Source organism: Bradyrhizobium sp. AUGA SZCCT0169 (assembly GCF_018130085.1).
Taxonomy (GTDB): Bacteria; Pseudomonadota; Alphaproteobacteria; order Rhizobiales; family Xanthobacteraceae; genus Bradyrhizobium.
This window is the reverse complement of sequence record NZ_JAFCMC010000054.1, coordinates 17,748-39,970: the sequence shown is the minus strand read 5'-3', so window position 1 is coordinate 39,970 and position 22,223 is coordinate 17,748. Positions and strand designations below refer to the sequence as shown.

18 protein-coding genes and 2 pseudogenes are annotated in these 22,223 nt (G+C 57.7%); 11 read left to right on the top strand and 9 right to left on the bottom strand.

Annotated features, from left to right (window positions below; translation table 11 throughout):
- Positions 1-1,610: 1,610 nt before the first annotated feature.
- Positions 1,611-1,928 carry a hypothetical protein gene (locus JQ609_RS33355; protein WP_212276829.1) on the bottom strand — a complete coding sequence of 106 codons (318 nt, stop codon included), beginning with the start codon at positions 1,926-1,928 and terminating at the stop codon, positions 1,611-1,613.
- Between the two features lie 231 nt (positions 1,929-2,159).
- Positions 2,160-2,531 carry a hypothetical protein gene (locus JQ609_RS33350; protein ID WP_212276828.1) on the bottom strand — a complete coding sequence of 124 codons (372 nt, stop codon included), beginning with the start codon at positions 2,529-2,531 and terminating at the stop codon, positions 2,160-2,162.
- Between the two features lie 43 nt (positions 2,532-2,574).
- Here JQ609_RS33350 and JQ609_RS33345 point away from each other — a divergent pair, with 43 nt between their 5' ends.
- Positions 2,575-2,991: a hypothetical protein gene (locus tag JQ609_RS33345; protein WP_212276827.1), complete on the top strand. Its 417-nt coding sequence runs from the start codon at positions 2,575-2,577 to the stop codon at positions 2,989-2,991.
- Between the two features lie 118 nt (positions 2,992-3,109).
- On the opposite strand, the gene JQ609_RS33340 is transcribed toward JQ609_RS33345, so the two are convergent.
- Positions 3,110-3,313 (bottom strand): hypothetical protein, encoded by a 204-nt coding sequence (locus JQ609_RS33340; RefSeq protein ID WP_212276826.1) that lies wholly within the window; start codon positions 3,311-3,313, stop codon positions 3,110-3,112.
- A 257-nt stretch (positions 3,314-3,570) separates the two neighbouring features.
- On the opposite strand from JQ609_RS33340, the gene JQ609_RS33335 reads away from it, so the two are divergent.
- From JQ609_RS33335 to JQ609_RS35965, 4 genes and pseudogenes are all read left to right on the top strand, one after another.
- The gene (locus tag JQ609_RS33335; protein ID WP_212276825.1) at positions 3,571-3,933 is read left to right on the top strand and encodes a hypothetical protein; all 363 of its coding nucleotides are present in this window, start codon (positions 3,571-3,573) and stop codon (positions 3,931-3,933) included.
- 3 nt (positions 3,934-3,936) lie between these two features.
- Positions 3,937-4,856: pseudogene (gene ligD / locus JQ609_RS33330) on the top strand (non-homologous end-joining DNA ligase).
- Positions 4,853-5,092: pseudogene (locus JQ609_RS35970) on the top strand (hypothetical protein). Before ligD ends, JQ609_RS35970 begins: the two co-directional pseudogenes overlap by 4 nt.
- A 250-nt stretch (positions 5,093-5,342) precedes the next feature.
- Positions 5,343-5,801 (top strand): DNA-directed RNA polymerase subunit alpha C-terminal domain-containing protein, encoded by a 459-nt coding sequence (locus tag JQ609_RS35965; RefSeq protein WP_212276824.1) that lies wholly within the window; start codon positions 5,343-5,345, stop codon positions 5,799-5,801.
- Positions 5,802-6,225: 424 nt separating this feature from the next.
- Here JQ609_RS35965 and JQ609_RS33320 read toward each other — a convergent pair whose 3' ends face one another.
- Complete coding sequence (locus JQ609_RS33320; protein WP_212276823.1) at positions 6,226-6,480, bottom strand: hypothetical protein; 255 nt, start codon at positions 6,478-6,480, stop codon at positions 6,226-6,228.
- A gap of 499 nt (positions 6,481-6,979) precedes the next feature.
- Between JQ609_RS33320 and JQ609_RS33315 the strand changes: the two genes are divergently transcribed.
- Entirely contained in the window at positions 6,980-7,258 is a 279-nt protein-coding gene (locus JQ609_RS33315; RefSeq protein WP_249128732.1) for a hypothetical protein, read from the top strand.
- Between the two features lie 68 nt (positions 7,259-7,326).
- Positions 7,327-8,175 (top strand): Ku protein, encoded by an 849-nt coding sequence (locus JQ609_RS33310; protein ID WP_212276822.1) that lies wholly within the window; start codon positions 7,327-7,329, stop codon positions 8,173-8,175.
- A 992-nt stretch (positions 8,176-9,167) separates the two neighbouring features.
- Here JQ609_RS33310 and JQ609_RS33305 read toward each other — a convergent pair.
- On the bottom strand, positions 9,168-9,452 hold the full coding sequence (locus JQ609_RS33305) for a DUF2934 domain-containing protein (protein WP_212276821.1): 285 nt from the start codon (positions 9,450-9,452) through the stop codon (positions 9,168-9,170).
- A gap of 1,063 nt (positions 9,453-10,515) precedes the next feature.
- Between JQ609_RS33305 and JQ609_RS33300 the strand changes: the two genes are divergently transcribed.
- The 3 genes from JQ609_RS33300 to JQ609_RS33290 all read left to right on the top strand — a co-directional run bounded on the left by JQ609_RS33300 (position 10,516) and on the right by JQ609_RS33290 (position 13,129).
- Positions 10,516-10,752 carry a DUF6894 family protein gene (locus tag JQ609_RS33300; protein WP_212276820.1) on the top strand — a complete coding sequence of 79 codons (237 nt, stop codon included), beginning with the start codon at positions 10,516-10,518 and terminating at the stop codon, positions 10,750-10,752.
- 1,150 nt (positions 10,753-11,902) lie between these two features.
- Positions 11,903-12,163 carry a hypothetical protein gene (locus JQ609_RS33295; protein WP_212276819.1) on the top strand — a complete coding sequence of 87 codons (261 nt, stop codon included), beginning with the start codon at positions 11,903-11,905 and terminating at the stop codon, positions 12,161-12,163.
- A 660-nt stretch (positions 12,164-12,823) separates the two neighbouring features.
- A complete protein-coding gene (locus tag JQ609_RS33290) occupies positions 12,824-13,129 on the top strand; it encodes a hypothetical protein (protein WP_212276818.1) in 306 nt (101 codons plus the stop codon).
- A gap of 1,478 nt (positions 13,130-14,607) precedes the next feature.
- Here JQ609_RS33290 and JQ609_RS33285 read toward each other — a convergent pair.
- Both JQ609_RS33285 and JQ609_RS33280 read right to left on the bottom strand, forming a co-directional pair.
- Positions 14,608-15,741, bottom strand: coding sequence for a glycosyltransferase family 4 protein (locus JQ609_RS33285; RefSeq protein ID WP_212276817.1), 1,134 nt, complete (start codon positions 15,739-15,741; stop codon positions 14,608-14,610).
- Positions 15,742-15,812: 71 nt separating this feature from the next.
- On the bottom strand, positions 15,813-17,429 hold the full coding sequence (locus JQ609_RS33280) for an alpha-amylase family glycosyl hydrolase (RefSeq protein WP_212276816.1): 1,617 nt from the start codon (positions 17,427-17,429) through the stop codon (positions 15,813-15,815).
- Between the two features lie 156 nt (positions 17,430-17,585).
- On the opposite strand from JQ609_RS33280, the gene JQ609_RS33275 reads away from it, so the two are divergent.
- Positions 17,586-19,658, top strand: a complete 2,073-nt coding sequence (locus JQ609_RS33275) for a glycoside hydrolase family 65 protein (RefSeq protein WP_212276815.1) — start codon at positions 17,586-17,588, stop codon at positions 19,656-19,658.
- Between the two features lie 221 nt (positions 19,659-19,879).
- Here the strand turns inward: JQ609_RS33275 and JQ609_RS33270 are convergent, their stop codons facing one another.
- Together JQ609_RS33270 and JQ609_RS33265 are read right to left on the bottom strand one after the other, a co-directional pair.
- The gene (locus JQ609_RS33270; protein ID WP_212276814.1) at positions 19,880-21,061 is read right to left on the bottom strand and encodes an MFS transporter; all 1,182 of its coding nucleotides are present in this window, start codon (positions 21,059-21,061) and stop codon (positions 19,880-19,882) included.
- Positions 21,062-21,277: 216 nt separating this feature from the next.
- On the bottom strand, positions 21,278-21,613 hold the full coding sequence (locus JQ609_RS33265) for a hypothetical protein (RefSeq protein WP_212276813.1): 336 nt from the start codon (positions 21,611-21,613) through the stop codon (positions 21,278-21,280).
- Positions 21,614-22,223: the final 610 nt, after the last annotated feature.

Sequence of the window (22,223 nt, the reverse complement as noted above, 5' to 3'; positions counted from 1 at the left end):
TTGCCTTGGTCGATTGCGATCCTCAGCTGCTCGGTGGTCTCTATCGGCTTGCCCGTATCGGCCTTGTGACCGGCTTCCGGGGAAGAGCTCGATGCTCGCTTGTCTTGTGTAGTGTCTGTCATGCGGGGCAACGGGCGGGTGCTTTAAAGGTTGCTCCTCATGCCGCCGTCGTCTCGTCAATGAAACGATCGCAGGGGTTATCACGGAACCCGTTCGCTATCTGCCCATCGTATCAAAAGGAAGCCGAGCTTTGCGGAGATGAGTTTGTTAATATTTGCAGTCGGCATCGCGGGTACGTAGTGAAATTCGCGCTGGCAGAATGTGCGCACGGATTGCCAGCGAATACGCCCCTCACGTAAGGGAAGAGCTGCCAGTCTTCATTCTAACCTGAGGAACCATTGTGTATCGCATCGGTAGGGAGCGTGGGCAGTTGTGGAGAAGTGAAATGACAGACAATAATTTAAATCGCGACATTTGACCGGGGGCGAGAACCGCCGGGCCGGAATAGGCCGCGGAATGATCGCCCTCATGCTGGTCTCGCCATTCTCGCCGTTCTGTTTATGTGGGCACCTTGGAACCACAACCGAACGGCTGACAACTCAGCACCCGGAACTACGATCGGATCGAGCACCACGCGCCCGTCGGCGCCGACGGCCCCGACCACTGCTCCGTCACCCGCGGCCCCGGCTGCCCCCACGACCACTCGATAACCGACACAAGAGAACCGCTGGAATTCCAGCGGTTCTTTTACTTTCGTTCGGCCAATTGTTTCTTCAAATCGTCGATGAGGTGCTGCGCGCCTTCAGGCGTGCAACTCGCCCGAATTGTCCGGCACGTCTGCCTCATAAGTTCGCCTTCTCGGGCATCTCGTCGTTCAGCTTGGACGCCTCAGCCTTGCTCGATGGTCCTCGAAATCGACTCACGCGACGCCGGGCGGCAATAGACCAGGGCGTCGCTCGAACAGCATGACAGGCTCTCATCCTGCCCTGCGCCCGTGCGGACGCTCGCCAGCAGGCTTGGCCTCCGGGCGGTGGCTTTGCCCGTGCTGTCCTAATTAGGACATTGCTGCCAATTAGACACCTCGTAAGCCAACGCCGTCCAAGCGGAATATGGTCGCTTGGACGGCGCTGTATTTCCGTGGTCGGGCGCAATCCCGGCCCCCCAAGCGTAGCCAGTGCTGTGACACAGTTATGTGACGCCACCTCCGGTTTAGGAAATGGGGGTGACTCCCGCAGAGGGGAATTAGGGGCCCCCGTCCGGGCCGCTAGCTGGCCGTTTCCGTTGTCTCGAACATTAGATGCTACAGTTCTGACACTCGAAGTCGCGGATGACCTCGGGACCTACCCCCGCTTTAGGCCTCAGCGTAGCGCCCTGGGCATATTGCTCCAGCTATCCGCCCCTTTTTTGCGGCAGGGCCGTCCTGGCTGTCTCTCTCACTAGTTTGGTCCATGGATATCGTTTTTCTTCGGGGGCTCGAGACCAGGCGAGATGAGCCACTCTTCCATATGCGCAGCCGCCTCCTCTCGGATCTTGAACGCGTGCACCCGAACCGCCTCAGTGTCCTTGCCGACGGCAGTACTCGTCGCCGTTGTCGTATTCGATGCAGATCTTCACGTGCCGCCGAGGGCGATCATCGTCGTAGCTTCTTCGGTCATCATCGTAGCTTCGATAGTCGCGGCCTCCGCCCGGGCGGTCCCAACCTCGATGGGCGCGGTCATCTCGATCTCCGTATCGACGACCTCGATCCTCGTCGCGATCACGATATCCGTCGCGGTCGCCGCGCGCGTTAAGGAGCTTACCCGATCGATCAAGCTAGGCTGCGGCGCGACCTCGTCGGCGAGGTCTTGCGACATGCTGCGGATTGCATCTGTCGCGCCCTCGATCCGGCGCTCGGCGCTACCAGTTGCAGAAGGGGGGTCCGCTGTCATTGCAGCCTCCAACTTACTCATCCGGGATGATTGCCTCTAAAGCATCGTCGCCAGCCCCGAGTTCTGCAATAGGTTCAGCCGGCGGGCCGCTCCTTTAGGGCTTATTTCTTGAGAACGCCCGCGTCTGTATTGCCAAAATTTTGCGTGGCTGCTTTTGCTGCGGGGGTATCCACGGCATTGCCGTGAGTGGCGGCGGGTCCAGCGGAGGGGCGGTTTGGCGGCGCGCCGAGGTTATTCCCCGTCGAGTCGCGGTTGAGCGCATTCGAGGTATTCGGGCCAGGCGATCCGCCGGTACCGCTGATGGTGTTTTCCGTTCGAAAGCGTGGAGCCTGCCGTGCCGCCCGCCCCGGTCGATCCGGCTGCGCTGCCGGCCGAACTTTGCGCGCAGGCCAGCGCACAGGTGCCGAGATAAAGGGCCACAACTATCGTAATATCAGCTCCTCCATCGGATGTGCGAGCCCAGCTCCAAAGATCGCTGGAATACCGCACATCCTTGCCAGCCACCGGTGCAATAATTTGCACCAGCGGCCTTCGTTCCTCGGACGGGATCTTTTCCACACCCACTAGGAACTGTACCTTCGTGGCGATCTTGCCCCAAGACATCGATAATTTGCGCTAGGCAGCAGACCGCGCTTTCATACGGCCAATGACCACCAAATCTCGTGAATACTTGTTCGGCTCAAGCGTTCGAGCGAAGTCTGACGAAGCGGCCAGAGCGCGAAAGAGTGCCGACCGCCTCGCCTGCGAGGCGTGGAACGCGCGAATGTTGGGCTTTCGAGGGCCGGCGCAACCATCGCCCTTGATCGGCGACGCTTTGAACGCGGGCTACGGCTACCTCGAAGTGAAGTGCCTCGGATGCAACACCAATCAAACAGTAGCCCTCGACATTATTCGCCGTCCGAAAACGACGCCGGTACACGAGCTTGAGCGTTACATGCGCTGCAAGGAATGCTCTGAGCGGCGCCGATATCCCTACAAGAGAAGTCAGCTGATCGCCCTGCGACCGAACAAGATTTCGGCCGACACGCCCGCCTCCGAAATGTGGCCGGGCGATCGGGACTAAACATAAGCACCGACGAAAAAGCCCCGCCAAGATGGCGAGGCAAAGTCAGAGAGTACCATTGCTCCGGCCCGCGTGAGGGCCGTTTGGAAATCTTCGCAGGCTCCACTTCGTCCATAGATCAGCGCAACGGGCCTTTATCTGGCTGGCCGATCGTCAAGGCAAATTCCTCAGGCGAGTAGATCCGGCCGTCGCCGATAACCCGCACGCCTGTCTTTCCTCTACCTATCCAACCCATGGCGGTAGCCAACGCTTCACCGCGGGTGAGCACTGTCAAACTGGTTGCCGCGTCGTCCGGATTGGAATGGGCCTGGATAATAAACATTGGCAAATCGCGTAGCATGTCGACGAGAGCCCGTGTGTTCACTTTTGTACGTTTGAAAAAGCTGCGGCAATTCGGCAGGTCGTTTCCAAGCGGAGGAACAAACCGAAACTGGCGTCGTTGCCGAACGTAGGCTTGGGAAGAGCGGACGTACCTCTTCTCGTCTCCCAAGGGCCCCGGGCGATCCGGGGCCCTTTGTTCGATCGGATCGATTTACGCGCTGTTTCTATGTTCCGGTTCTGTTGCGTGGAGTTGTATTGATGCGTAGGACGAATTGGACGCCGTCCATCGTGCCGAATGGCAATGATCAGACGGTTTATCTGGTCGCCGATGATTTCGGTAGAAACGGTACCGCCTGGCGCGAGACTGATTGTCAAACCGCCGACCTCGAGACCGTGATCCAAGACCTCCTTTCCGGTCAGTACAACAAGCCTATTCGGGTCATCGCTTTTAACACCGCCGAACGATGGTCGGAAGACGTCTCCGAAGACGTCGCGCACGAGCTCCGCCGTCGTTGCGATCTGCAAATGCGCGACATTCCCCTCCCTCTACAGGATTTCACGGATCGCTATGAAGGTCGTTACCGTGACGTCCAGCTGCCCTTGCCGATGCGCCTGGTGTGACCGATGCCTTTCCAGCGCAAGAAGCCTCTCGCTATCGGCGTCAAGGCGCCCAACCCGGGCTTTATTGAGCCTGCGCTGGCGACCTCGATCGAAAAAGTGCCCACGGGCGAACGTTGGATCCACGAGATCAAATTTGACGGTTACCGGGTCCAGGTGCACCTCGCCAACGAAGCGATCAAGGTCTTCACTCGCCGCGGACACGATTGGACTGAACGGTTTAAGAAAATCGCCGATGACGCTTGGCACATCAGCGCGGGTTCAGCGATCATCGATGGCGAAGTCGTGGTACCGGCTGCCAACGGGACCACCGATTTTGCCGTCCTGCAAAACGAACTAAAGGGGACGTCGACGAAAATAGTAATGGTCGCTTTTGACCTCCTCTATCTCAACGGCTTTGATCTGCGGAAGTTGCCGCTCATTGAGCGTAAGGCGCACCTAAGAAAACTGATCGCGAACAGCGCGATCCAGTTTTCCGACAGCTTTGAGACCGAAGGTATAGATGTCTTCAAACACGCCTGCTCGATCGGCCTCGAAGGCATCGTATCGAAAGTGCGAGACAGTAAATACAATTCCGGCCGCGGCAATGATTGGGTGAAGAAGACATGCGCGCAGCGTGAGACGCTGACGATCGCCGGTTTTGCACTCGATGGCAAAGATTGGGATGGCATCTATCTCGGCCGCCGCAAAGGCAACGACCTGGTCTATGCCGGCAAGGTAGATCGCGGTTTCGATAAAGCGTCGGCGACTCGCTTGCGCCAGCTGCTCACGCCACTGATCCGCAAAACCCAACCCTACGCTAAGCGATCGCGCACAAGGGCATCTGGGTTGAACCTCAGCTGATGGCTGAAATCGAGTACCGAGCAAAATCGGCCGAGGGCAAAGTGCGACACCCCTTCTTCAAAGGCATCAGGGAGGACGTATGAATTACAAGCCCAGCGACCTCGACACTAGATCACGCGAACTGCGGACCCTTCGCCGGCTTGATCCTGACGGCTTCCTTCGCAAGACATTCACGCTTCCTGTCGAGGAAGCTCGCGCGACGGCGCGCGCTTCTCCGCGAGTTTCCGGCGGGCGGTTACATGACTATCGTCGAGGTGGCGGCAGCTGCCGAGCGGGCGAGATTGAGTTTACGATGCGACGGTTGCCGACGGCGGATTAGCCACTGCGTGGCGTTGGAGGCTCACCGTGACTTCATTGACATGGAAGCTAGAAGTTCACAGCGTGAAGAGCAGGCCCAATTCGTTGATCGCAACGCGCGAATTCACCGATCTTCCGGCCCTAAGACTTGCGATGATTGAATTACCGAGGAAAGCGCTTCGTGGTTACAACGCCCTCGGTGATGACCGCTGCGGACAGGACGACGTTGTTGGACTTGCGGTCTCAGGGCTTCGCTATTGAAATCAGCCAGAATGGGTCACTTCGCGGTGGAAAATAGAAAGAGAAGTTGGAGCGTTGAAGACGACCGTCGGCTGCTTGAATTACGTGCGGCCGGACGCTCTACCCTTTCGATTGCCGTTGCCCTCAAGCGGCGTGCCTCATCCCAAATATTTCATGTGGGTCGACGATGTAAAAGTCGAAGTTTCGCAGCTCGTTGGCGCATCCGTGCGATTGGTTTGAGTCCCTGCAAAGAGTTCAGAGCGGCTTTACCATTTTTCTCAAAGGCATTGCTTTCGATGTTCGATCCGTCAGCCGATTTGCCAGACGAAACACCCGTAGACAGTGTGCGCTTTCCAACTCGGATTTCAAACGCACTATCGCACCCTGGCATACTCACCCTAGGCGAAATCCGGGAATCCAGCGACGAAACGCTGAGGAGTCTTCCGGACCTAGGCACCAGCTCGGTCAAGTGGCTTCGAGACAAGGTGTGAGAGCGTCTTAGTTGCCGCCATTACAATGCACGGGCCGTTAACAATGACGGCGGCAACGACGATGAATGCCGCCATGACGAATGGCTTGCGTCTGAGGAGTTGCATTCGCCGAACCGAATGGGCGGCCATGCTCGCGGTTGTCGCAACACTCAGCGGCCCGGTGGCCCTTGCCGCAATCATAGTGGTGATGCACTTGGCCGACATCTGGTCGCGGCCCGAAAAAGCGGCCCCGGCGTTTTGGGGAAGAAGTGCGCCGAGGCCTGAAAGTTTGCCGTATCCACCATACATGTCGTCCTTTCGGACATCCCATCAATTCCAGTCATTGCCACCTTGTTCCCGAAATTCCCCGCTGGTGCTCGGGTTTTAGAGGGTCATCTTCCATTGGTCATTCCCCATTGAAGGTCGATACGAACGGCCGCAGATACTATACCTGAGACCGTTCGCCGCTCAACCTATCGGTCCTTGGGCAACGGACCTGTTCCGGGTGCACGCGGCGCGCCGGGGGTTGCTCTGTCCAGCGCCGGATCGCCGCCACCACCACCACCAGCCGAACCGCTACCGGCTCCGCTACTGCCTGCGCCACCGGCCCCGCCAGCACCAGCGCCAGCACCGCCGGCTCCACCACCGCCTGCCCCGGCTCCAGCACCGCCAGCGCCTGCTCCACCAGCGCCACCTGCACCAGAGCCGCCAGCACCCTGCGCAAGTGCTAGTGAACTACCGAGAGCAAAAAACAAACCTAACGCAATGATTGGTAGCTTCTTCATGATTGCTTCCTCCGTTGTTGGAGACGAATCAAGTCAGAGGATTTTTGATCGTTCCTATTCAGAAAGGGCAATGCAGATCCGGCGGCCATCATGTTGGAGCTAACGGCACAGCGACGTTCAATTGCGCTGTCGATCCGCCCCTGGTGAGAGCAGCGGCCGAAGATGAGACCGCCGGCGGGCCTAGATGCATGCTGAGGCGCACCTCTGCCGACGCGTGAGATACGCTCGCCGACGTCAAACGCTTTGAGTTGTGGGAATTAAATGATCGTAATGTTGCTAGGTTCACTTTTGAACATTACAGGCGAGGCCTTGGCGACCGAGCCTGCCGGTGCGCCCGTCAGTGGACATCGGGCATAACCTGCCTTCGGACAAGGCGCCGGGTGTTATATTACTGCTCATAGTTTGATTCGAGGAATGAACATGAGCCGCCCGCAGCGCAAGACATCCCCGCCGACCGGCCGGACAGCTTACCGCACGCTCGAAGGCTGGGCGCTCGGCGTGCTGATCGAGCAGCATGCCGTTACCGAATGCGATCATCACGGCCACCGGCGGGACCGCTCGGACGCGGATGCCTGGACCAGGGCACGCGAGGAAGCCTGGCGGAACCCATTTCCCGGATCCACCCCGGAAGCATGCATCGCAGCATTAGAGGACGTCATGCAGTCCATCGGCGATACCTGCCCGGACTGCTGAGCCGGGACTCCACATCCCGATCTTGCCGCCTATATTGATCCTATTCAGTATAGGTGGAGTTTTGAGTTATGGCCCCGCGCGCGAATTGGAAGGGCTTTTTGCGGCTGTCTTTGGTGACGTGCCCGATCGCATTGTTTCCCGCGACGTCGGAATCCGAAAAGATCAGCTTCAATCAGATCAACAAGAAAACCGGTAACCGCATCCGTTATCTCAAGGTCGATGCCGACACCGGCGAGGAAGTTGAGTCTGGCGACATCATCAAGGGCTACCAGGTCGACAAGGATCGCTACCTTGAAGTGACCAAGGACGAGCTCGAAAACATCGCGCTTGAGTCGACCCGCACGATCGAAATCGACGAATTCGTGCCGCGCAGCGAGATTGACGATCTCTATCTGGTTCGCCCCTATTACATGGTCCCCGACGGCAAGGTCGGCCACGATGCCTACGCCGTCATTCGGGAGACGATCCGATCGCTGGACAAAGTCGCGATCGCCCGTGTCGTGCTCACCAGCCGCGAACACGTCATCGCGCTAGAAGCCCGCGACAAGGGCCTGATGGGCATGCTGCTGCGCTATCCCTATGAAGTGCGAGACCAGGCCGAGTATTTCGACGACATCGACGACGTCAAGATCACCAAGGACATGCTCGATCTCGCCAAGCATATCGTGGAATCGAAGTCCGGACATTTCGAGCCGGCGAAGTTCGAGGACCGCTACGAAGCGGCCCTGCAGGAACTACTCGACAAGAAACAGAGGGGCCAGCCGATCGTCTCCGCGAAGCGAGCCGCGCCCAGCAATGTCTTCAACCTGATGGATGCGCTGAAGGCGAGCATCAAGGGTGGCAAGGATCCGGCCCGAGCCGAAAAGCCATCGAGGAAGACCCGCTCCAAACCAGCCGCAAAACGCAAGGCAGGCTGATGGTCAGGAAAGGACCATGGAGCGAAGAAGGAGGATCGGCGGCTGCTTGAATTGCGGGATGCCGGCCGTACTTCCGTTTCGTTGGCCAGTGCCTTGAAGTGCACGGCGAGCGCTGTCGACGTCGCCTTTGGCTATTGCGATCCCGTGAAAAGGCGAATGCTGAAGACACGTCCAATGATTAAATCGAGGTTTTTTCCGTGCATTCCAACGCGCGCCAGCAAGGTGCCCGACCGGGCGGAATGGAATCCACAGATCAGGCTCGAAGGCTACCTCCCAAAAAAGGAAGTGCTGCCCCCATTGCTCTTTGCTGGCTCCGCGACTCGGACGCGCCTCCGTCATGCATCTCAAGCGAGATCGACGTCAGCGCTCAGACCTCATGTATGATGTTCGCTGCGAGATGAGCCGAATGTCTACACCATCCCGCACTGCAGCCTGCGGCACTCCTTGGAGGGATTTATCCCGGGCTGTGTCTGCGTTTATTGCCCGGGTTATCGCAGCTAGGGCGAAGCAAACTGCCAACAAAATGCCGAGGACCAGAATCTTCTTGTCCATGAGGCTCTCCGTAGCCCCGGGATCCAACGCAGCGAGCGGTGGCAGCGTTCCTCATCACGCTGAAACCTTTCCATTCTTTAACCGCGTCGGGCCATCAGATGCAGGATGCCAATAAAGCAAGGCTCCGGGCATCTGCTGGCGCGGCGGGTGGATGGCATATTCCTATCCGACTTCGAGCGTAGCGAGATCGGGCCTGAATTCTTCCGGCACGCCTGCCTGTCCGCCCAAGAACCCGGCCTCTCCCGCGATGGTGCGGGCCAGGGATGCGCTTTGATGAGCAGACTGCTCGGGAACAAGTGGCAATAGCTGGCGTCGATGGGGTGTCCAAAAGGATATGTAAGGGAACGGATACGACAACTTACCGGCCTCAGCGCGTTTCCCCTTAAAGCGCTGAGGCCGTTTCTTTGGCATCGACCGCTAACTGAAGACGGCCTTACTTCTCAGGAGGTGCCTTTGCTGTCTCCGTGTTCCTGTTCTGCCTGCAGCCAGAACTCCACGTCCCGACCCACCGGGCGCCCCTGCTGCTCCCAAAGCTCGTGGGCACGCGCCCTGATTTCTTCTTTGGTCCGTCTCGCCGCTAAGCGCTGCCGTAGCTTCTTTCTCAGCTCCTCGACCCAGGCGGTAAGCCGCTGATAGGTCGTTTGGTCCGTGACGCGAGACGCTATGCGATTCGCCTGTTCGATCTTGCGTTCCAGGTCGCGGGGGTCCTCATCGCGCTGATCCATTGCCAACCTCCGTCCATATAAGACGGCTCTGGCCGGAGATTGTTCAATTTGGTCCACTTCCGTTGGCGGCCTTATCCTGCCAAATGCGCAAACGGCCCCGGCGCGGAGAACGCCACGCACCAAAGGCCGCCAACCCAATGAAGGGTTTTCTCCCGGTCGGGGGCTGAGGAATCTACCGGGAGCGCCGAGTCGATTCCTGCGGCGCTGGATCGTTCCTGTTCTTTCAGGAACCTTTTAGCGTGCACTGAGTCGGACTCTACGCCTTCCGGTCTTCACCCCCGTGGGCCGGCGGGCTACTCCAAGTGACGGCTCCAGTACACCCGCCGCGTGCTGGGGCCGTTCTTTCCAATGCTCCGAGGATTCGCATTTTCGGCCCCTCCTAAGGCACATGCGTAGCGCCTGTTTTCGGGTGACCTGAAAGTTCTCCGACCAGGAACGTCGTTCGAACTGCGTGCACGGTTCAAATCCGTGCAGAGCCATGTGTGCCATAACTCACATACGCCAACCTGATCCCCGCGTATTTCCCCCGATTACTGGCGAATGGTCTCGCCCCAATGACAGGGGATTTTCAAAATGATTACTCTCAAAATCACCGCTATTTTGGTCATCTGTGCCGGAACATTGATCGCGCTGGCATCGAGCGAATTCGGCGCCGAACTTGTTCTGGCCGTTGTCAGCCTCGTATAAGGCTCCGTCTTCGCGGGCACAGAAAACCAAACGGCCCCGGCGCGGCGCCACCACCGCACCAAGGCCGCCAACCCACAGGGGGTTTTCTCCCGGTTGGCAGACCCAAAGGGGACTCGGGACTACAGGGAGCGCCTCCAGCGGCGCCTGTTCGTTCCTAACATCAAAGAAAAAGCCGCCGGCGTGATTTGTTTGCGATGCTGGTACTCGGCGCAGCGAAATGCCAACGAACGCTGAAAAGGCAAAGAAATCCAACTCGAAGGGTTCACAAGTGAACAGACCGACCAAGAACGGCGCGCTTAATTAAGTTCATTGCGTTTTAGCTGTGTAAGACTTGCAAGCGACCCGATAGCGCTCCCGCCGAACCGGAGAGTGCGCGATGATCCGCTACTACTTCGACGTCGTCATAGATGATGATGTAACGGTCGATGAAGAGGGTGAACTCCTTCTTGATGTAGGGTCGGCTCGACAAGAGGCTTCCCGAACGTTAGCTGAAATTGCGCGCGACGATCTGCGCTTAGAGCGGACAATTGCACACTTGTCGATAATAATGCGAACCGCTAAGGGCCCAGTTTGCGAGGTTATCTTTGAGTGGGACCCGAAGTCTCTGCAGTGAAGGGCCCTTTAACGCGTCGAGCACTGCGTGCCATTTCACACATTGGGAAAAAGTGGTAAACTTTACTGCCCAGCCGCTCACCCGTGACGGCCGGCGGCCGCGCCACTCAAAGCAGGTTCTTGATTATGAGTTTCGAGAGAATGTCTGACGCTAGCATCGCACGTTATTACGAGAGCATACGCGAACAAGCCGACGCCGATCGAAAGCATAAAGAGCATTTCACGGCTAGCCCGAGCGTCCGGGAACGGGCGGATAAGCTACGCCAGGAAATGATCAAGCGACGACTGCAGCACTCGCCTATCAACTGGCCATCCTGATTTCGATTAATGTCAGGTAAGGGCAAATGATAACGCAGCGGGCGCCATACAAAACGCGCCGCTGGACGGAAGCCGAACTGGCCGCACTGCGGTCAATGGCTCAGGCCGGAAAGGACGCCCGCAGCATCGGCAAACAGCTTGGCAGATCCTTTATGGGCGTCCAAGCCAAGGCGAAGAAACTGAACCTTGTCTTGCCGCGCATGAGGGCATGATCGTGGGCCCCTTTCGGGAAAATGACGTCATGATCGCGACGATCGCCGGCTTGTTAGCTTGGATGATCACACTTGCTATACGTACCGCTTTTGGCGCCTGACCCCCACCCACGACAATCTGTAGGTCAGTGGCATCTGGGCCCCCAAGGGCTCGAAAATTTGCACCCGGCACTGCGCCGCGCTTCAATAGCGCATGCCCGAACTCACCCGCCGACCACATCCCGAACGCTCCGACACTTGGCACGTGTTCTTCGGTGACGTTCAGGTCGGTACGATCGTCGGGCTTGCCGGTCAAGGCAAAGCAATGGAGATGGGACGTCGGCTTCTACCCGGCATCACATCGGGGGCTCTCACGCAGCGGCTACGCCTCAAACTTTGACGAGGCGCGGGCTGGCTTCGAAATGGCGTGGAAGGCCTATCTGCCACGATGCACGCAAGCCGACTTCGTCGGTATCGGCGCCAGCGCGCCTGGACGGCCTGGAAATACGCGATCCTCGAGGCAGGCCTGCCGCTGCCGACGCTATCAAGCAGTGGACGGGCACGCTGTTTCTGTGGCGCCTCGATCGACATAGCTGTAACCGACCGTCATATCTACGATGCGCATATGGATTCGTAGCACGCATGAAACACGTCACCGACCGCCCCTACTCAGATCCCGAGACGGCAGCCCGCAAGCTGCTGGAAATCGCCAACGCGACCGAGCCGGTGGACGGAAGGATTTACATCGAGAAGATAAACGCGCCGATGCTGTACCAAGAACGCGCCACTCCGGCCGAATACAAAGCCGGGCTTGATCTCGCGGTCTCGCGCGGCTGGCTGTTGCTACACGAGTCCGGAACCTTCGTGAGGTTCACACCGGCCGGCGCGGATCTGTTCGCGTAGGGCGAAACGGGCTAGCGTTAGACGGCCTTGAGTTTGGTGAACTCAAGCAGACAGCCCCGGCGCGGGGCTGAGGCGCGGGGCTGTCCACTTCGATGCCGGGGAGGTAGCTCAGCACGTCATCGCCCCCGGTGCAGGATAGGGCGACACATGGCAGGCCGTATAAAACACAACGAATTGCCGGCATGGTTCACAGTGTTTCACTGCTGGCCACCAAAAAGTTGCGATTTGGCAACTCGATCGCAAATTTATCGGATGCCCGTTTACCCGGCCGCCCCGCAATAGCGGTGTATCGTTCGGTTTGATTTGCGACACGTAACCAGCTTTGTGCCAGATCTCGTAGCACTCTCGCCGCTGTCTCGCTGTGCGCCAACTTCGCTTTGCTACGACATTCCTCCGACGCATCTCGGCACTGCTTCGAGCTATACATGGGCCAATACTCCACTCTGCAATAGACGACACAATAAAGGCCTATTCTGCTACAGAAATCCGTGAAATGCCTCACAAAGATTGGGCAGATCTTGCTGCATTCTCGTGCACTTCGCCTCTCTGTGCCAAGACAGATGGCTAGGCGATCCCGAACCCGAAATCCATTCGTCGGCTTCCATCCCAGTTCTGCGGAGCTGTCGCACGCGGTGCCGACAAGAAAGACAAGGCCGCGGCGTGAGCAAATGCGGCGGGCAGCGCGAATTCGATGAACCGATAGGGACGCCAGACGGCACGCTGCTTCGCGCATTGCGCGAAGCGGTCGCCTACCTCACAAAGACCGTTCCCAAATCAGAACGCGATATGCCGGCCGTCACCGCCGCGGCGGAGATACTGACCTACGCCGCAGAGCGTTGTATCGCCTGGATGTTCTTGGCGCGCATGGCGACGCTGAAGGCGATTCACCGCCATGAGGTGCGCCAGTTCAATCCCGACGCCAAAGAGCATCACTGGGGGAAGCGGAAGCTGAAGCGCGACCAATGAACTGCCCTTCGGATTGAGTTCGTGATAGCTGCCGCTCTGCTTGGGGGCTTTTGGGGATCTAGTCCATTCGCCGCAGTAGCTTTCACCCAAAGGGGTGATGGAAAGCTTGGTCTTAAGATGGTTTAATCTTTGTCAGCTTGCACGCATTAAGTGTCCGCTGATTGTTATTATTGCGCTTTAGCGAAATTCATTTTTTTGCAGATTTGAGATGGTTCGGGAAAACGACAGGATAATTGTCGGGACTCGCTTCAAGATGAGTAGGCTAGGTGCCGCTCGATGCCCCGAGCTGGCAAACCTGACCGGCATCGTTGTCGAGGTGAGCAATAGCAACACGGGCGTTACCGTGTTGTTCGATGGCGCCAAAAGATCGACTTGCCTGCACAGAGACTTCATATCCTCCGTCTCGGGTATCAGATCGGGGAGCTATTAGGCTGGCTCCGAAAAAACGCGGCCCTGACCTCGATCGCGGAGAAGGTCGCAGGCGTTCCAGATTACTTGTGAGTTTCATCAGCAACCATCAGCGAACGCGGCGCGCCCTGAGCTGACCGTACACGGAACAGGTGCTCACCGTGAAATTGACCTGTATCACAGCATAAATAGTGGTCGTGCCGGACAGGCTATATCGCTGCGGACCGACTAGATTGTTGACTGGTGAGCCCGGCACAAATGCAGTGCTGAACCTGTTTTGGTTGAACGCGCCCGAAGTGGTGACATCCAAGGTCGCAGACGTGGTGTTAAGGCTGCCCAAAATAGCGTTTGATAGACTGGTGGTCGCCGCCGGGCCAGCGGGCCATGGAAAGTTTGGGCCACCGACGAGGCGAAAGGCGCTGGTCGAACCATCGCGGCAATGGAGCTTAGAGCAGGATAGCGAGCGCAGGTTCTGCGCGGTCGTCCCTTCCTCAAGAAAAAGGAAACGGCCCCAGCGTCGCCGCGCTAGAGCCGCCAACCCATTTGGGTTTTCTCCCGGTTGCTTTTAAGGGGACATAAATCCGGGAGCGCTGAATCGACTCTTGGAGCGTTGCGAGGTTCCAAAAAAGCGGCCCAGCACGGGAGAGCTGGGAGCGCTCGGCTAGGGTCTAGCCTCATGCGTCTCGGTGAAAGATCACACCAAAATGCAAGTCCGGGTCATCCCCGTATCGTTCCTAAAAAGAAATGGCCCCAGCCGTCCCGGGAGGATGAGCTGGGGCCATTTCCGACGCCGGTCGGCGACCCTCGTCGGATCACCGACACACTCAATCGTTCCTATCGAAAACGGGCAACTGAGATCGACTGGCCCATCATGGTGGCGGCCCGGCACACGGGATCGAAGTGCTTGGCCTGATCTAGTTTGCCGACTTGAAGCAGCCAAGATCTGGAAACCGTCGCCAGCTTGATGAATGGCTCGCGTGAAGCTGCATGCCCGACTAGATGGAGGCCATGCGGTTCGCAACGCTCTGCAGCCTGCTGAGCCTTGCCGCAACGTTACGCGCACACCAGCGCTAATTAATCCCGGAAGGTGCGACGACGAGGTGCGTGCGACGATCAGCCTGCTGAGCATTTCCCAAAGAACTTCTTTGGAAAGTGCTGCGGAGGACACATGCCTGCTCGCCTCTTAGCAAATCTTGATACAGGTTAACATGATCGTTAGCCATTCGTTGAGCCGAAAAACGCCGCTCGAACTCGTGCCGGATCCCACGGCGGTCCAAAGATAAAAGGTGGGGTAATTTCTCGATCGCCTCGTCCTTTGACTGGACTACGATACCCGTCTTGCCATCCTCCACGATCTCCGATACCGAGCCTCGATTAAAGGCCAAAACCGGCGTGCCGCATGCCATTGCTTCTATCATCACTAAGCCAAACGGCTCCGGCCAATCAATCGGAAAAAGCAAGCCGACGGCCTGACCCAGAAATTCCGCCTTCTGTTGTTCGTTGATCTCTCCAATGAATTCGATACCCGGTTGATTCAGCAAGGGCGCGATACGTTCGCGAAAGTATGGTTCGTCCACGCGATCGATTTTAGCCGCAATTTTGAGGGGAATACCGGCAGATCGTGCGATTTGAACAGCGGCTTCCGGACCCTTCTCCGGAGCAATGCGACCAAGAAAAGCAAGATAGCCCCCTTGCGGTCCTAAGGTTGGCTTAAGATCTGCTCCCGGGATCCCGTGGTAAATTGTTGCGGCGAAGTTTGCGTTCGAAATCGGAATCCGCTGGCTATCGGAGATGGAGACCAAACGCATCTCATCAAAGTCCGTATAGATCGCCTTGTTGTCAGGAAGATCCTGCCTTCCGTGGAGCGTGGTCAGGACCCGCGAGGACATTTCGCGGAAGAGCGGAAAGTGCAAATAGTCGATGTGGAAGTGGAGAACATCGAATTGGTGTGCTTGGCGCCGGACCCGGTCCAGCATGAGCATATAGTACGGAATGACATCACAGACTTTAGGGTCCAGCCGAAGGGCCGTCGGAACGCAGCCCACCAAGTTCGCCGAGGTCAAAGAATCTCCACTGGCGAATAACGTGACGTCGTGACCCAATTTGACCAACTCTTCCGTAAGGTAGGAAACGATCCGTTCAGTTCCACCGTAGAGCTTTGGCGGCACGCTCTCCATCAGCGGGGCAATCTGAGCGATCCTCATCTCCTTTTTCACCCATGTATAAACGCTTGATGTCTAGCAAATCATCGAACGCTCAATGTTGCGATATGTTCCTAATTGTCGCGCCGATCCGAGACCAATTTCATCAGCAACCCTTCGTTGCCGCGTAAATCGAGCCTGGCGCTCACCTCTTCACCCTCGCGGTCTGCAAATGCAGATAAAAGAACATGGCCAGATACTCTTTCCTCAGGAAACGAGACCGTGATAGGCTCAGGCCCCATGTTGAGGGCTATCAAGATCCGCTCCTCCCGCAGCTCACGATAGAACAGCAGGAGTTCGCCGCTGGCCATGAGGGGCTTATATGAGCCCTCTGCAAGAGCAACGTGCTTCCGCCGGAGATCGATCAGCCGACGGTAGAGCCAATAGAGCGAGCCCCTATCCTTGCTCGAACTGTTCACATTCACCTCCCGAAAGTCGTCAGCAACGGGCAACCATGGGTCAGCTTCCGAAAAACCCGCCGATTTCGTGCCGTCCCATTGCATCGGGGTGCGGCTCCCATCGCGACCAATACCGATGCCTGGAACGTTCTTTTCGAACGGGTCCCGAACCTGTTCCGGCAAAATTGCCGCCTGCTGCATGCCAATTTCGTCACCGTAGTAGAGGGTCGGTGTCCCGCGCAAAGTCATTAGAAGCATTGCGGCAACTCGCACCTGGTTCGGCCCCACTCGAGTCGCAAGGCGGGGCCGGTCGTGATTGCCTAACACCCAATTCGGCCACCCTTCCGGCGGGAGCGCTGCCTCATACTCGTCGATTAATTGAGCGATCGAGCGAGCTTCCCATGCGGCGGTGAGGAGAGCAAAATTATAGGGAAAGTGGACGCCGTCCAGCTTGCGGCCATAGTAGGCGACGAGACGATCGATCGGCAGATAAATTTCACCGAGAAGAACTCGATCGGGAAATTCGTCCAATACGCGTCGCATGCCACCAATCGCGTCATGAACCTCCGGTAAGTCCGCCGTGTAAAGCGGGATTAACGCATCGCGGGGAAGCTCGCCGGAACGAAAATCTGGATTGACAGGGTTATTGCGAAATTGGTCGTCCTTGATGAGATACCAGACGGCATCGACGCGAAATCCATCGACGCCGCGCCTCAGCCAGAAACGCATGACGTCATGCATCGCCTCGCGAACGGCGGGATTGCGCCAGTTCAAGTCGGGCTGAGCTGAGAGAAATGTATGGTAATAGTATTGGTTGGTGCTCGAGTCGAATTCCCACCCGCTTCCGCCGAATTCTGACAGCCAATTATTTGGAGGCCCCCCATCCGGAGCCGCATCACGCCAGATATACCAATCGCGTTTTGGGTTATCGCGAGAGGCTCTGCTTTCAACAAACCAGGAATGTTGATCCGACGTGTGATTGGGAACGAGGTCTAGAATGAGTTTGAGGTGATTGCGACGGACAGCGTCTATCAGGCTATCGAGGTCAGCCAAATTTCCAAACAAGGGATCCACACCGGTGTAATCCGCTATGTCATAGCCGAAATCGGCCATCGGCGAAGTAAAAATTGGTGACAGCCAGATGGCGTCGACGCCAAGTTCTACTAGATAAGGCAGTCGGTCTATTATCCCCTGGAGATCTCCCACCCCATCGTGGTTGCTATCCTGAAACGAGCGGGGATAGATCTGATAAATGACCCCGGTCTTCCACCACTTTGCATTTTCTACCCGCATTGTAGAACCCTGCTTTATCGATGCTTGGAACGTATCGCCCTAGCAACGCGTCGGTAAATCCAGCGTTCCGGCCTCGGCGAGACCTTTCTATACCCTCCCCCTGGCGTCTGGAACGCCACTCCTCGCTGAGCGTTGCGAGGCCTGGAGGAAATTGCAATGGACGGTCCTATAAGTCCCCCGCCAGTCACCGGAAGCGCCGCCAACGAGTTGCCGGCCTATATGTCAAATGGCGTCGTAGGGCTGAAAATTCGCGACAATCCACTCAATCCCGGCATGGCACTGCTTAGCGGATTCTCCGGGGAGCATCCTGAGAGAAAAATCGAGGCGGCGGCACTCGCTCCCTATCCGCTCGCCGGTGACATTTGCCTTGAAGGAGTTTGGATGTCGGATATCCCTCAAAGCGTGCGCATCGTCGACCAGGCTTACGATTTTTCGACGGCCGAATTGACGACGCGCCTGCGGTGCACAGTGAAAGGACATCAAGCCAAAATTGCCGTGACGTCATTCTGCAGCCGAGAGCAGCCCACCGTGGTCTGCCAAGAGATCGCCATTGATGTCGATGCCGCCTCGGACCTTAAAGTTCGGGCACGGATAGATCTGTCAGGGATAGAAGGACGCCCGCTACGATATAACCGCGACACGCCTGGGGAAGCCAAGCCTTCCTGCGACGGATCCATGCTCTGGGAGAGCGCCGGCGCGATTTCTACATGCGGAATTGCTTACGTGACTGAGTTAGTTGGAGATGATGCAAAACCGCAACGACCGCCATTGGACGGGGACGGCTTAAGGAGCGAGTATGCGTGGCGGGCTCGCCGGGGGCGGCGGTATAAACTCCGACAGTTAGTAAGTTTGGTTCCGAGCGCACTCCACAATCAGCCGGATTACCAGGCTTCTAGAATGATCGCCATGGCGGCTAACATCGGCTTTGATGTGATTAAGAAAAATAATCGGTCTTGTTGGGCCCGATTGTGGAGAAGTCGGATTCGGCTAGTGGGTGCAGAGAAGCGTTGGCAAGCCATGGCGGATGCCGCGTTCTTCTACCTGATGTCATCAGCACATAGCTCCTCTCCTGCTTCAACGTCCATGTTCGGCTTAGCGACCTGGCATGACTACCATTACTATTTCGGTCATGTGATGTGGGATATTGAGACCTTCTGTGTCCCGCCCTTACTTTTTCTTCAACCCGATGCGGCACAGGGGATTCTCGACTACCGCACACGCAATCTGGAGGCCGCCCGAAGCAATGCACGCCTGATGGGGCGATGCGGCCTGCAATTTCCCTGGGAAAGTGCGCCATCTTCCGGAGAAGAGGCCGCGCCAATGCCGGGTTCGGCAGCATGGCGCGAGGACCATGCCTCGCTTGATATCGCCCGCGCTTTTGCGCTTTGCGCCGACGTAATTGGCGACGATGCATTCTTGCGGGATAAGGCATGGCCTGTACTGTTCGGCGTGGCCGAGTGGATCAAAAGCCGCGTGACTAAGCGACGCGGAAAGTATGAAATTCGTGCCTCGATGGGTATCGCGGAGCGCAAATCGCCTTCCGACAATGCAGTATTTACCAACCTTTCTGCGCAGACCATTTTGCGTGACGCTATTTCGGCCGCAAAGCGGCTGAACAGGCCGGTTGATCCTGCTTGGCTTGAGATGGCTACGAAGATGGTCGTTCCAAAACGAGGTAAGGTTGTAATCTCTCACGATGCATTTCGGGTCGATGAGGAAAAGGCGGCTACACCCGATCCCCTGATGGGCATTTTCCCCCTCGGGTGCGGTTTCGATGACGAGACCGAGCAAGCTACTCTCGAGTTCTACTTGAAAATTGCAAAACGATACCTCGGCAGTCCCATGCTGTCTGCCCTGTATGGCGTTTGGGCGGCCCGTTCCGGCGACAGGCGGCTTTCGTTGGAAATGCTGGACCGAGGCTATGGTGACTTCTGCACCGGCAGGTTCATGCAGACGCTCGAATACCGCAAAGACGTATTTCCCGAGCAACCGCCAGCCGGACCCTTCTTTGCAAATCTTGGGGGCCTTTTACTGGGGTTGATTCTGGGGTTTCCAAGGATTGAGCCAGGACCGGAAGATCCCCAAGATTGGTGCAAAGGGCCCGTACTCCTGCCTACCGGGTGGCGCTCTATCGAGATCGATCGGATCTGGATCAGGGGTAAGCCTTGGCGAATGTCGGCTGTTCAAGGCGCGCCCCGCACCCAGATCGCGCCCTGCGCGGGCGCTTAGCAACTCGAAAAAAGGGTTTGGTCATAGGCACATGGCCGGCCGACATTATGCCAAACCAGACCGTTCCTATTTTTACCAACAGTTCCGGAAGTTGCGGCGTGATGACACCGACCTGCTGCCGGTGAATTGCCACGCTGCGAAGCCGTTGGGTTCGCCAGCACCTTGTAAGGCCGGCTAGCGGTTTGCTGGATTGGGGCCCAGCGAGCGGGTCGCTTGCCTCGTCAGGAACCCATAGATCGATGCCTCCGGTCAGCGAAGCCAAACCAGGCAAGCGGCAGGGCAAAACCGCATAGTACAGCCATGGGAACGAAGGCCCCTCCTCCGTACCTTGCGTAGAGGACGCCCGACAACAGCGTCAGTGCAGCAGTCACGAAACCCGCGCCAAACGCGTAAAGTGCTTGGGCTGTGGCCGACAAGGTCGCTGGCACCAGAGCCCCCATCATGCGCATACAGGCAAGGTGAAGCAGGGCGAAAGTCAATCCATGTAGCGGCTGGATAATTGAGAGCAGCAAAACGGATGTGGTCACGCCTGCAATTGACCAACGAATGATGCCCGCTGCGGCGGCCAGGGCAGCGGCACCGCGCGCACCGAACCGGTCGAGTAACGCTGGGCCAACCAGAAAAAACACGATGACCTCTGCTGCTACAGCTTCCGACCACAGAATGCTTATGGACGAGGTGCTGATTCCCGCATCGCTCCACCGAATCACGGCGAATGCGTCGTGCATCGCGTGACTGCCATAGACTAGAGCTGACACCAAAATCAGGATTCGAAACCGCGGCAGCTTGAGAAGTTCAAGCACCCGAACGAGAACAGGTCGGGCGCTTGGAGGCGGTCCGGATTGAATGGCAACAGCCGGCACTAGCGCCGTTGCGCCCGCGGAAATCATGAGTAGAACCATATTCAGCCAGATAATCGGCTCGAGATCAGCGGGGCTTATCAGTTGCCCGACCGTTAGCGTGCCCAATACAAAAGCGGCCGACGCCGAACCGCGTATTCGGCCATATTCAAACGGTCTACCGGCGATCTGTGGCTTGGCTGAGTTGACCGATAAGGCGTCAGCAATCGAAGTCGTGGGCGCAAGTGCCGCAGCCTGGATCAAAGCTATCGCAAGGAATAGCCAGAATGCATCCGCCCATATGAACGTGACAGCTGCTCCAGCCGCCACTGCGATGCAGGTAGCGAGCACGAGGCGCAACGATCCCATGTAATCAGCCAGCAACCCGACTAACGGACCGGCTACCAACCGCATGGACAGTGCGGCAGCCAGGATCAGACCGATCTGCTGGGAACTCAAAGCCTTCGATTCAAAAAACTTCGGCCAAAAGGGCGAAGCCACACCAAACGCAGCGTACAAGGCGGCATAAAGGATAATGTAGGCAATCGGTCCACTGATACGCACCGGCTGCTCGCCTCAGATCGCTGTGCGGGTTGCTCGAAGTGTTTCTTCGACAGTCATTTTGGATGGATCGGCGCGGCAGCGTGCCCTCCGGGTATCCGGTTCAGAGCGAAACCGGGAAATCGTCCATGAGGATCAGAATCCGAACACATCCTTTAGCAAACGAAGAAGGCCCCGTAGGGACGGGACCTTCCCAGACGCACAAAAACTGCTCTCATCTTACTTTTTGCCTTTGGCCGCGGGCGCGGCCGCGATGGGTGCGCTGGCGCCTGCGTTGGGCGGCGAAGCGCCAGCCTTGCTGGTATCCGCGCCTGGCAGCAGAGCCGGTTTCTTGGCTTTTGGATCAACCGTGATGGGCGCACTGGCGCCTGCGTTGGGCGGCGTAGCGCCTGTTTTGCTGGTGTCTTTTCCCATCATCATTGGCCCGCCGGTCTGGGCCGAGGCCAAAGACGATTCCAGGACGAAAAACGCGAATGTCGCCACCGTCACTAGCTTGTTCATGTGAGTCCTCCGGGTTAAAAATGCACCAAGCCTGCGAAAGATGGTTGGTTCCATAGCGGGATGGTGGTTGCACTGGCTCGCCCGCCTCATCAGGGAGGCGTAGCCCGCGCGACATATTCACTTCTGTGACGCGCACGGTGGCTTCCCGCGGGTTACGCATCTCGGTGAAAGTTCAAAAAAGGCTTCGGCAAGCAACTAGGGCAGCTGGTGCTGCTCGTTTCTAGCAACCTTTGCAGATACTTTTCACCTTCTGATCGACTTTGGCATTTTCTCGGCTAATTACCGCGTCAGCGGGAGTGGAAGGGCCGCCGGGGGTTACCGTACCGTCAATGCGGCCAGTGCTTGTGCCACCGGCTCTGTTACCTGCTGTCCCAGTTGTGATGGAGCCGCGAGGTGCAGAGTTTCCCCCGCTCGCATTCCCAGGGGAGCCGCCCGAGTTTGCGGTCCCTGCCGCATTCGTGCCCGGTACATTCCGAGGCGTGCTAGCGTTGGCCGCCCCGCTCGGGTCGTTCAACGAATTATTGAGACCCGCTGGATTCGCGGGCCCGTTTGGCGCACCGCTGATTGCCGAGGTGCCGGCCCCAGCGGAGCCTGCGCTAGGGGCTGTGGTTCCGGGACTAGTCCCCACTGAACCTCCGGACGCGCCACCGGCAGAGGCGCCGCT

Excerpts from the sequence above, each read along its gene's own strand:
- JQ609_RS33355 (WP_212276829.1), bottom strand. The coding sequence starts at position 1,928 with ATGACAGCGGACCCCCCTTCTGCAACTGGTAGCGCCGAGCGCCGGATC.
- JQ609_RS33350 (WP_212276828.1), bottom strand. The coding sequence starts at position 2,531 with ATGTCTTGGGGCAAGATCGCCACGAAGGTACAGTTCCTAGTGGGTGTG.
- JQ609_RS33345 (WP_212276827.1), top strand. The coding sequence starts at position 2,575 with ATGACCACCAAATCTCGTGAATACTTGTTCGGCTCAAGCGTTCGAGCG.
- JQ609_RS33340 (WP_212276826.1), bottom strand. The coding sequence starts at position 3,313 with ATGTTTATTATCCAGGCCCATTCCAATCCGGACGACGCGGCAACCAGT.
- JQ609_RS33335 (WP_212276825.1), top strand. The coding sequence starts at position 3,571 with ATGCGTAGGACGAATTGGACGCCGTCCATCGTGCCGAATGGCAATGAT.
- JQ609_RS35965 (WP_212276824.1), top strand. The coding sequence starts at position 5,343 with ATGGGTCACTTCGCGGTGGAAAATAGAAAGAGAAGTTGGAGCGTTGAA.
- JQ609_RS33315 (WP_249128732.1), top strand. The coding sequence starts at position 6,980 with ATGAACATGAGCCGCCCGCAGCGCAAGACATCCCCGCCGACCGGCCGG.
- JQ609_RS33310 (WP_212276822.1), top strand. The coding sequence starts at position 7,327 with ATGGCCCCGCGCGCGAATTGGAAGGGCTTTTTGCGGCTGTCTTTGGTG.
- JQ609_RS33305 (WP_212276821.1), bottom strand. The coding sequence starts at position 9,452 with ATGGATCAGCGCGATGAGGACCCCCGCGACCTGGAACGCAAGATCGAA.
- JQ609_RS33300 (WP_212276820.1), top strand. The coding sequence starts at position 10,516 with ATGATCCGCTACTACTTCGACGTCGTCATAGATGATGATGTAACGGTC.
- JQ609_RS33295 (WP_212276819.1), top strand. The coding sequence starts at position 11,903 with ATGAAACACGTCACCGACCGCCCCTACTCAGATCCCGAGACGGCAGCC.
- JQ609_RS33285 (WP_212276817.1), bottom strand. The coding sequence starts at position 15,741 with ATGAGGATCGCTCAGATTGCCCCGCTGATGGAGAGCGTGCCGCCAAAG.
- JQ609_RS33280 (WP_212276816.1), bottom strand. The coding sequence starts at position 17,429 with ATGCGGGTAGAAAATGCAAAGTGGTGGAAGACCGGGGTCATTTATCAG.
- JQ609_RS33275 (WP_212276815.1), top strand. The coding sequence starts at position 17,586 with ATGGACGGTCCTATAAGTCCCCCGCCAGTCACCGGAAGCGCCGCCAAC.
- JQ609_RS33265 (WP_212276813.1), bottom strand. The coding sequence starts at position 21,613 with ATGGAACCAACCATCTTTCGCAGGCTTGGTGCATTTTTAACCCGGAGG.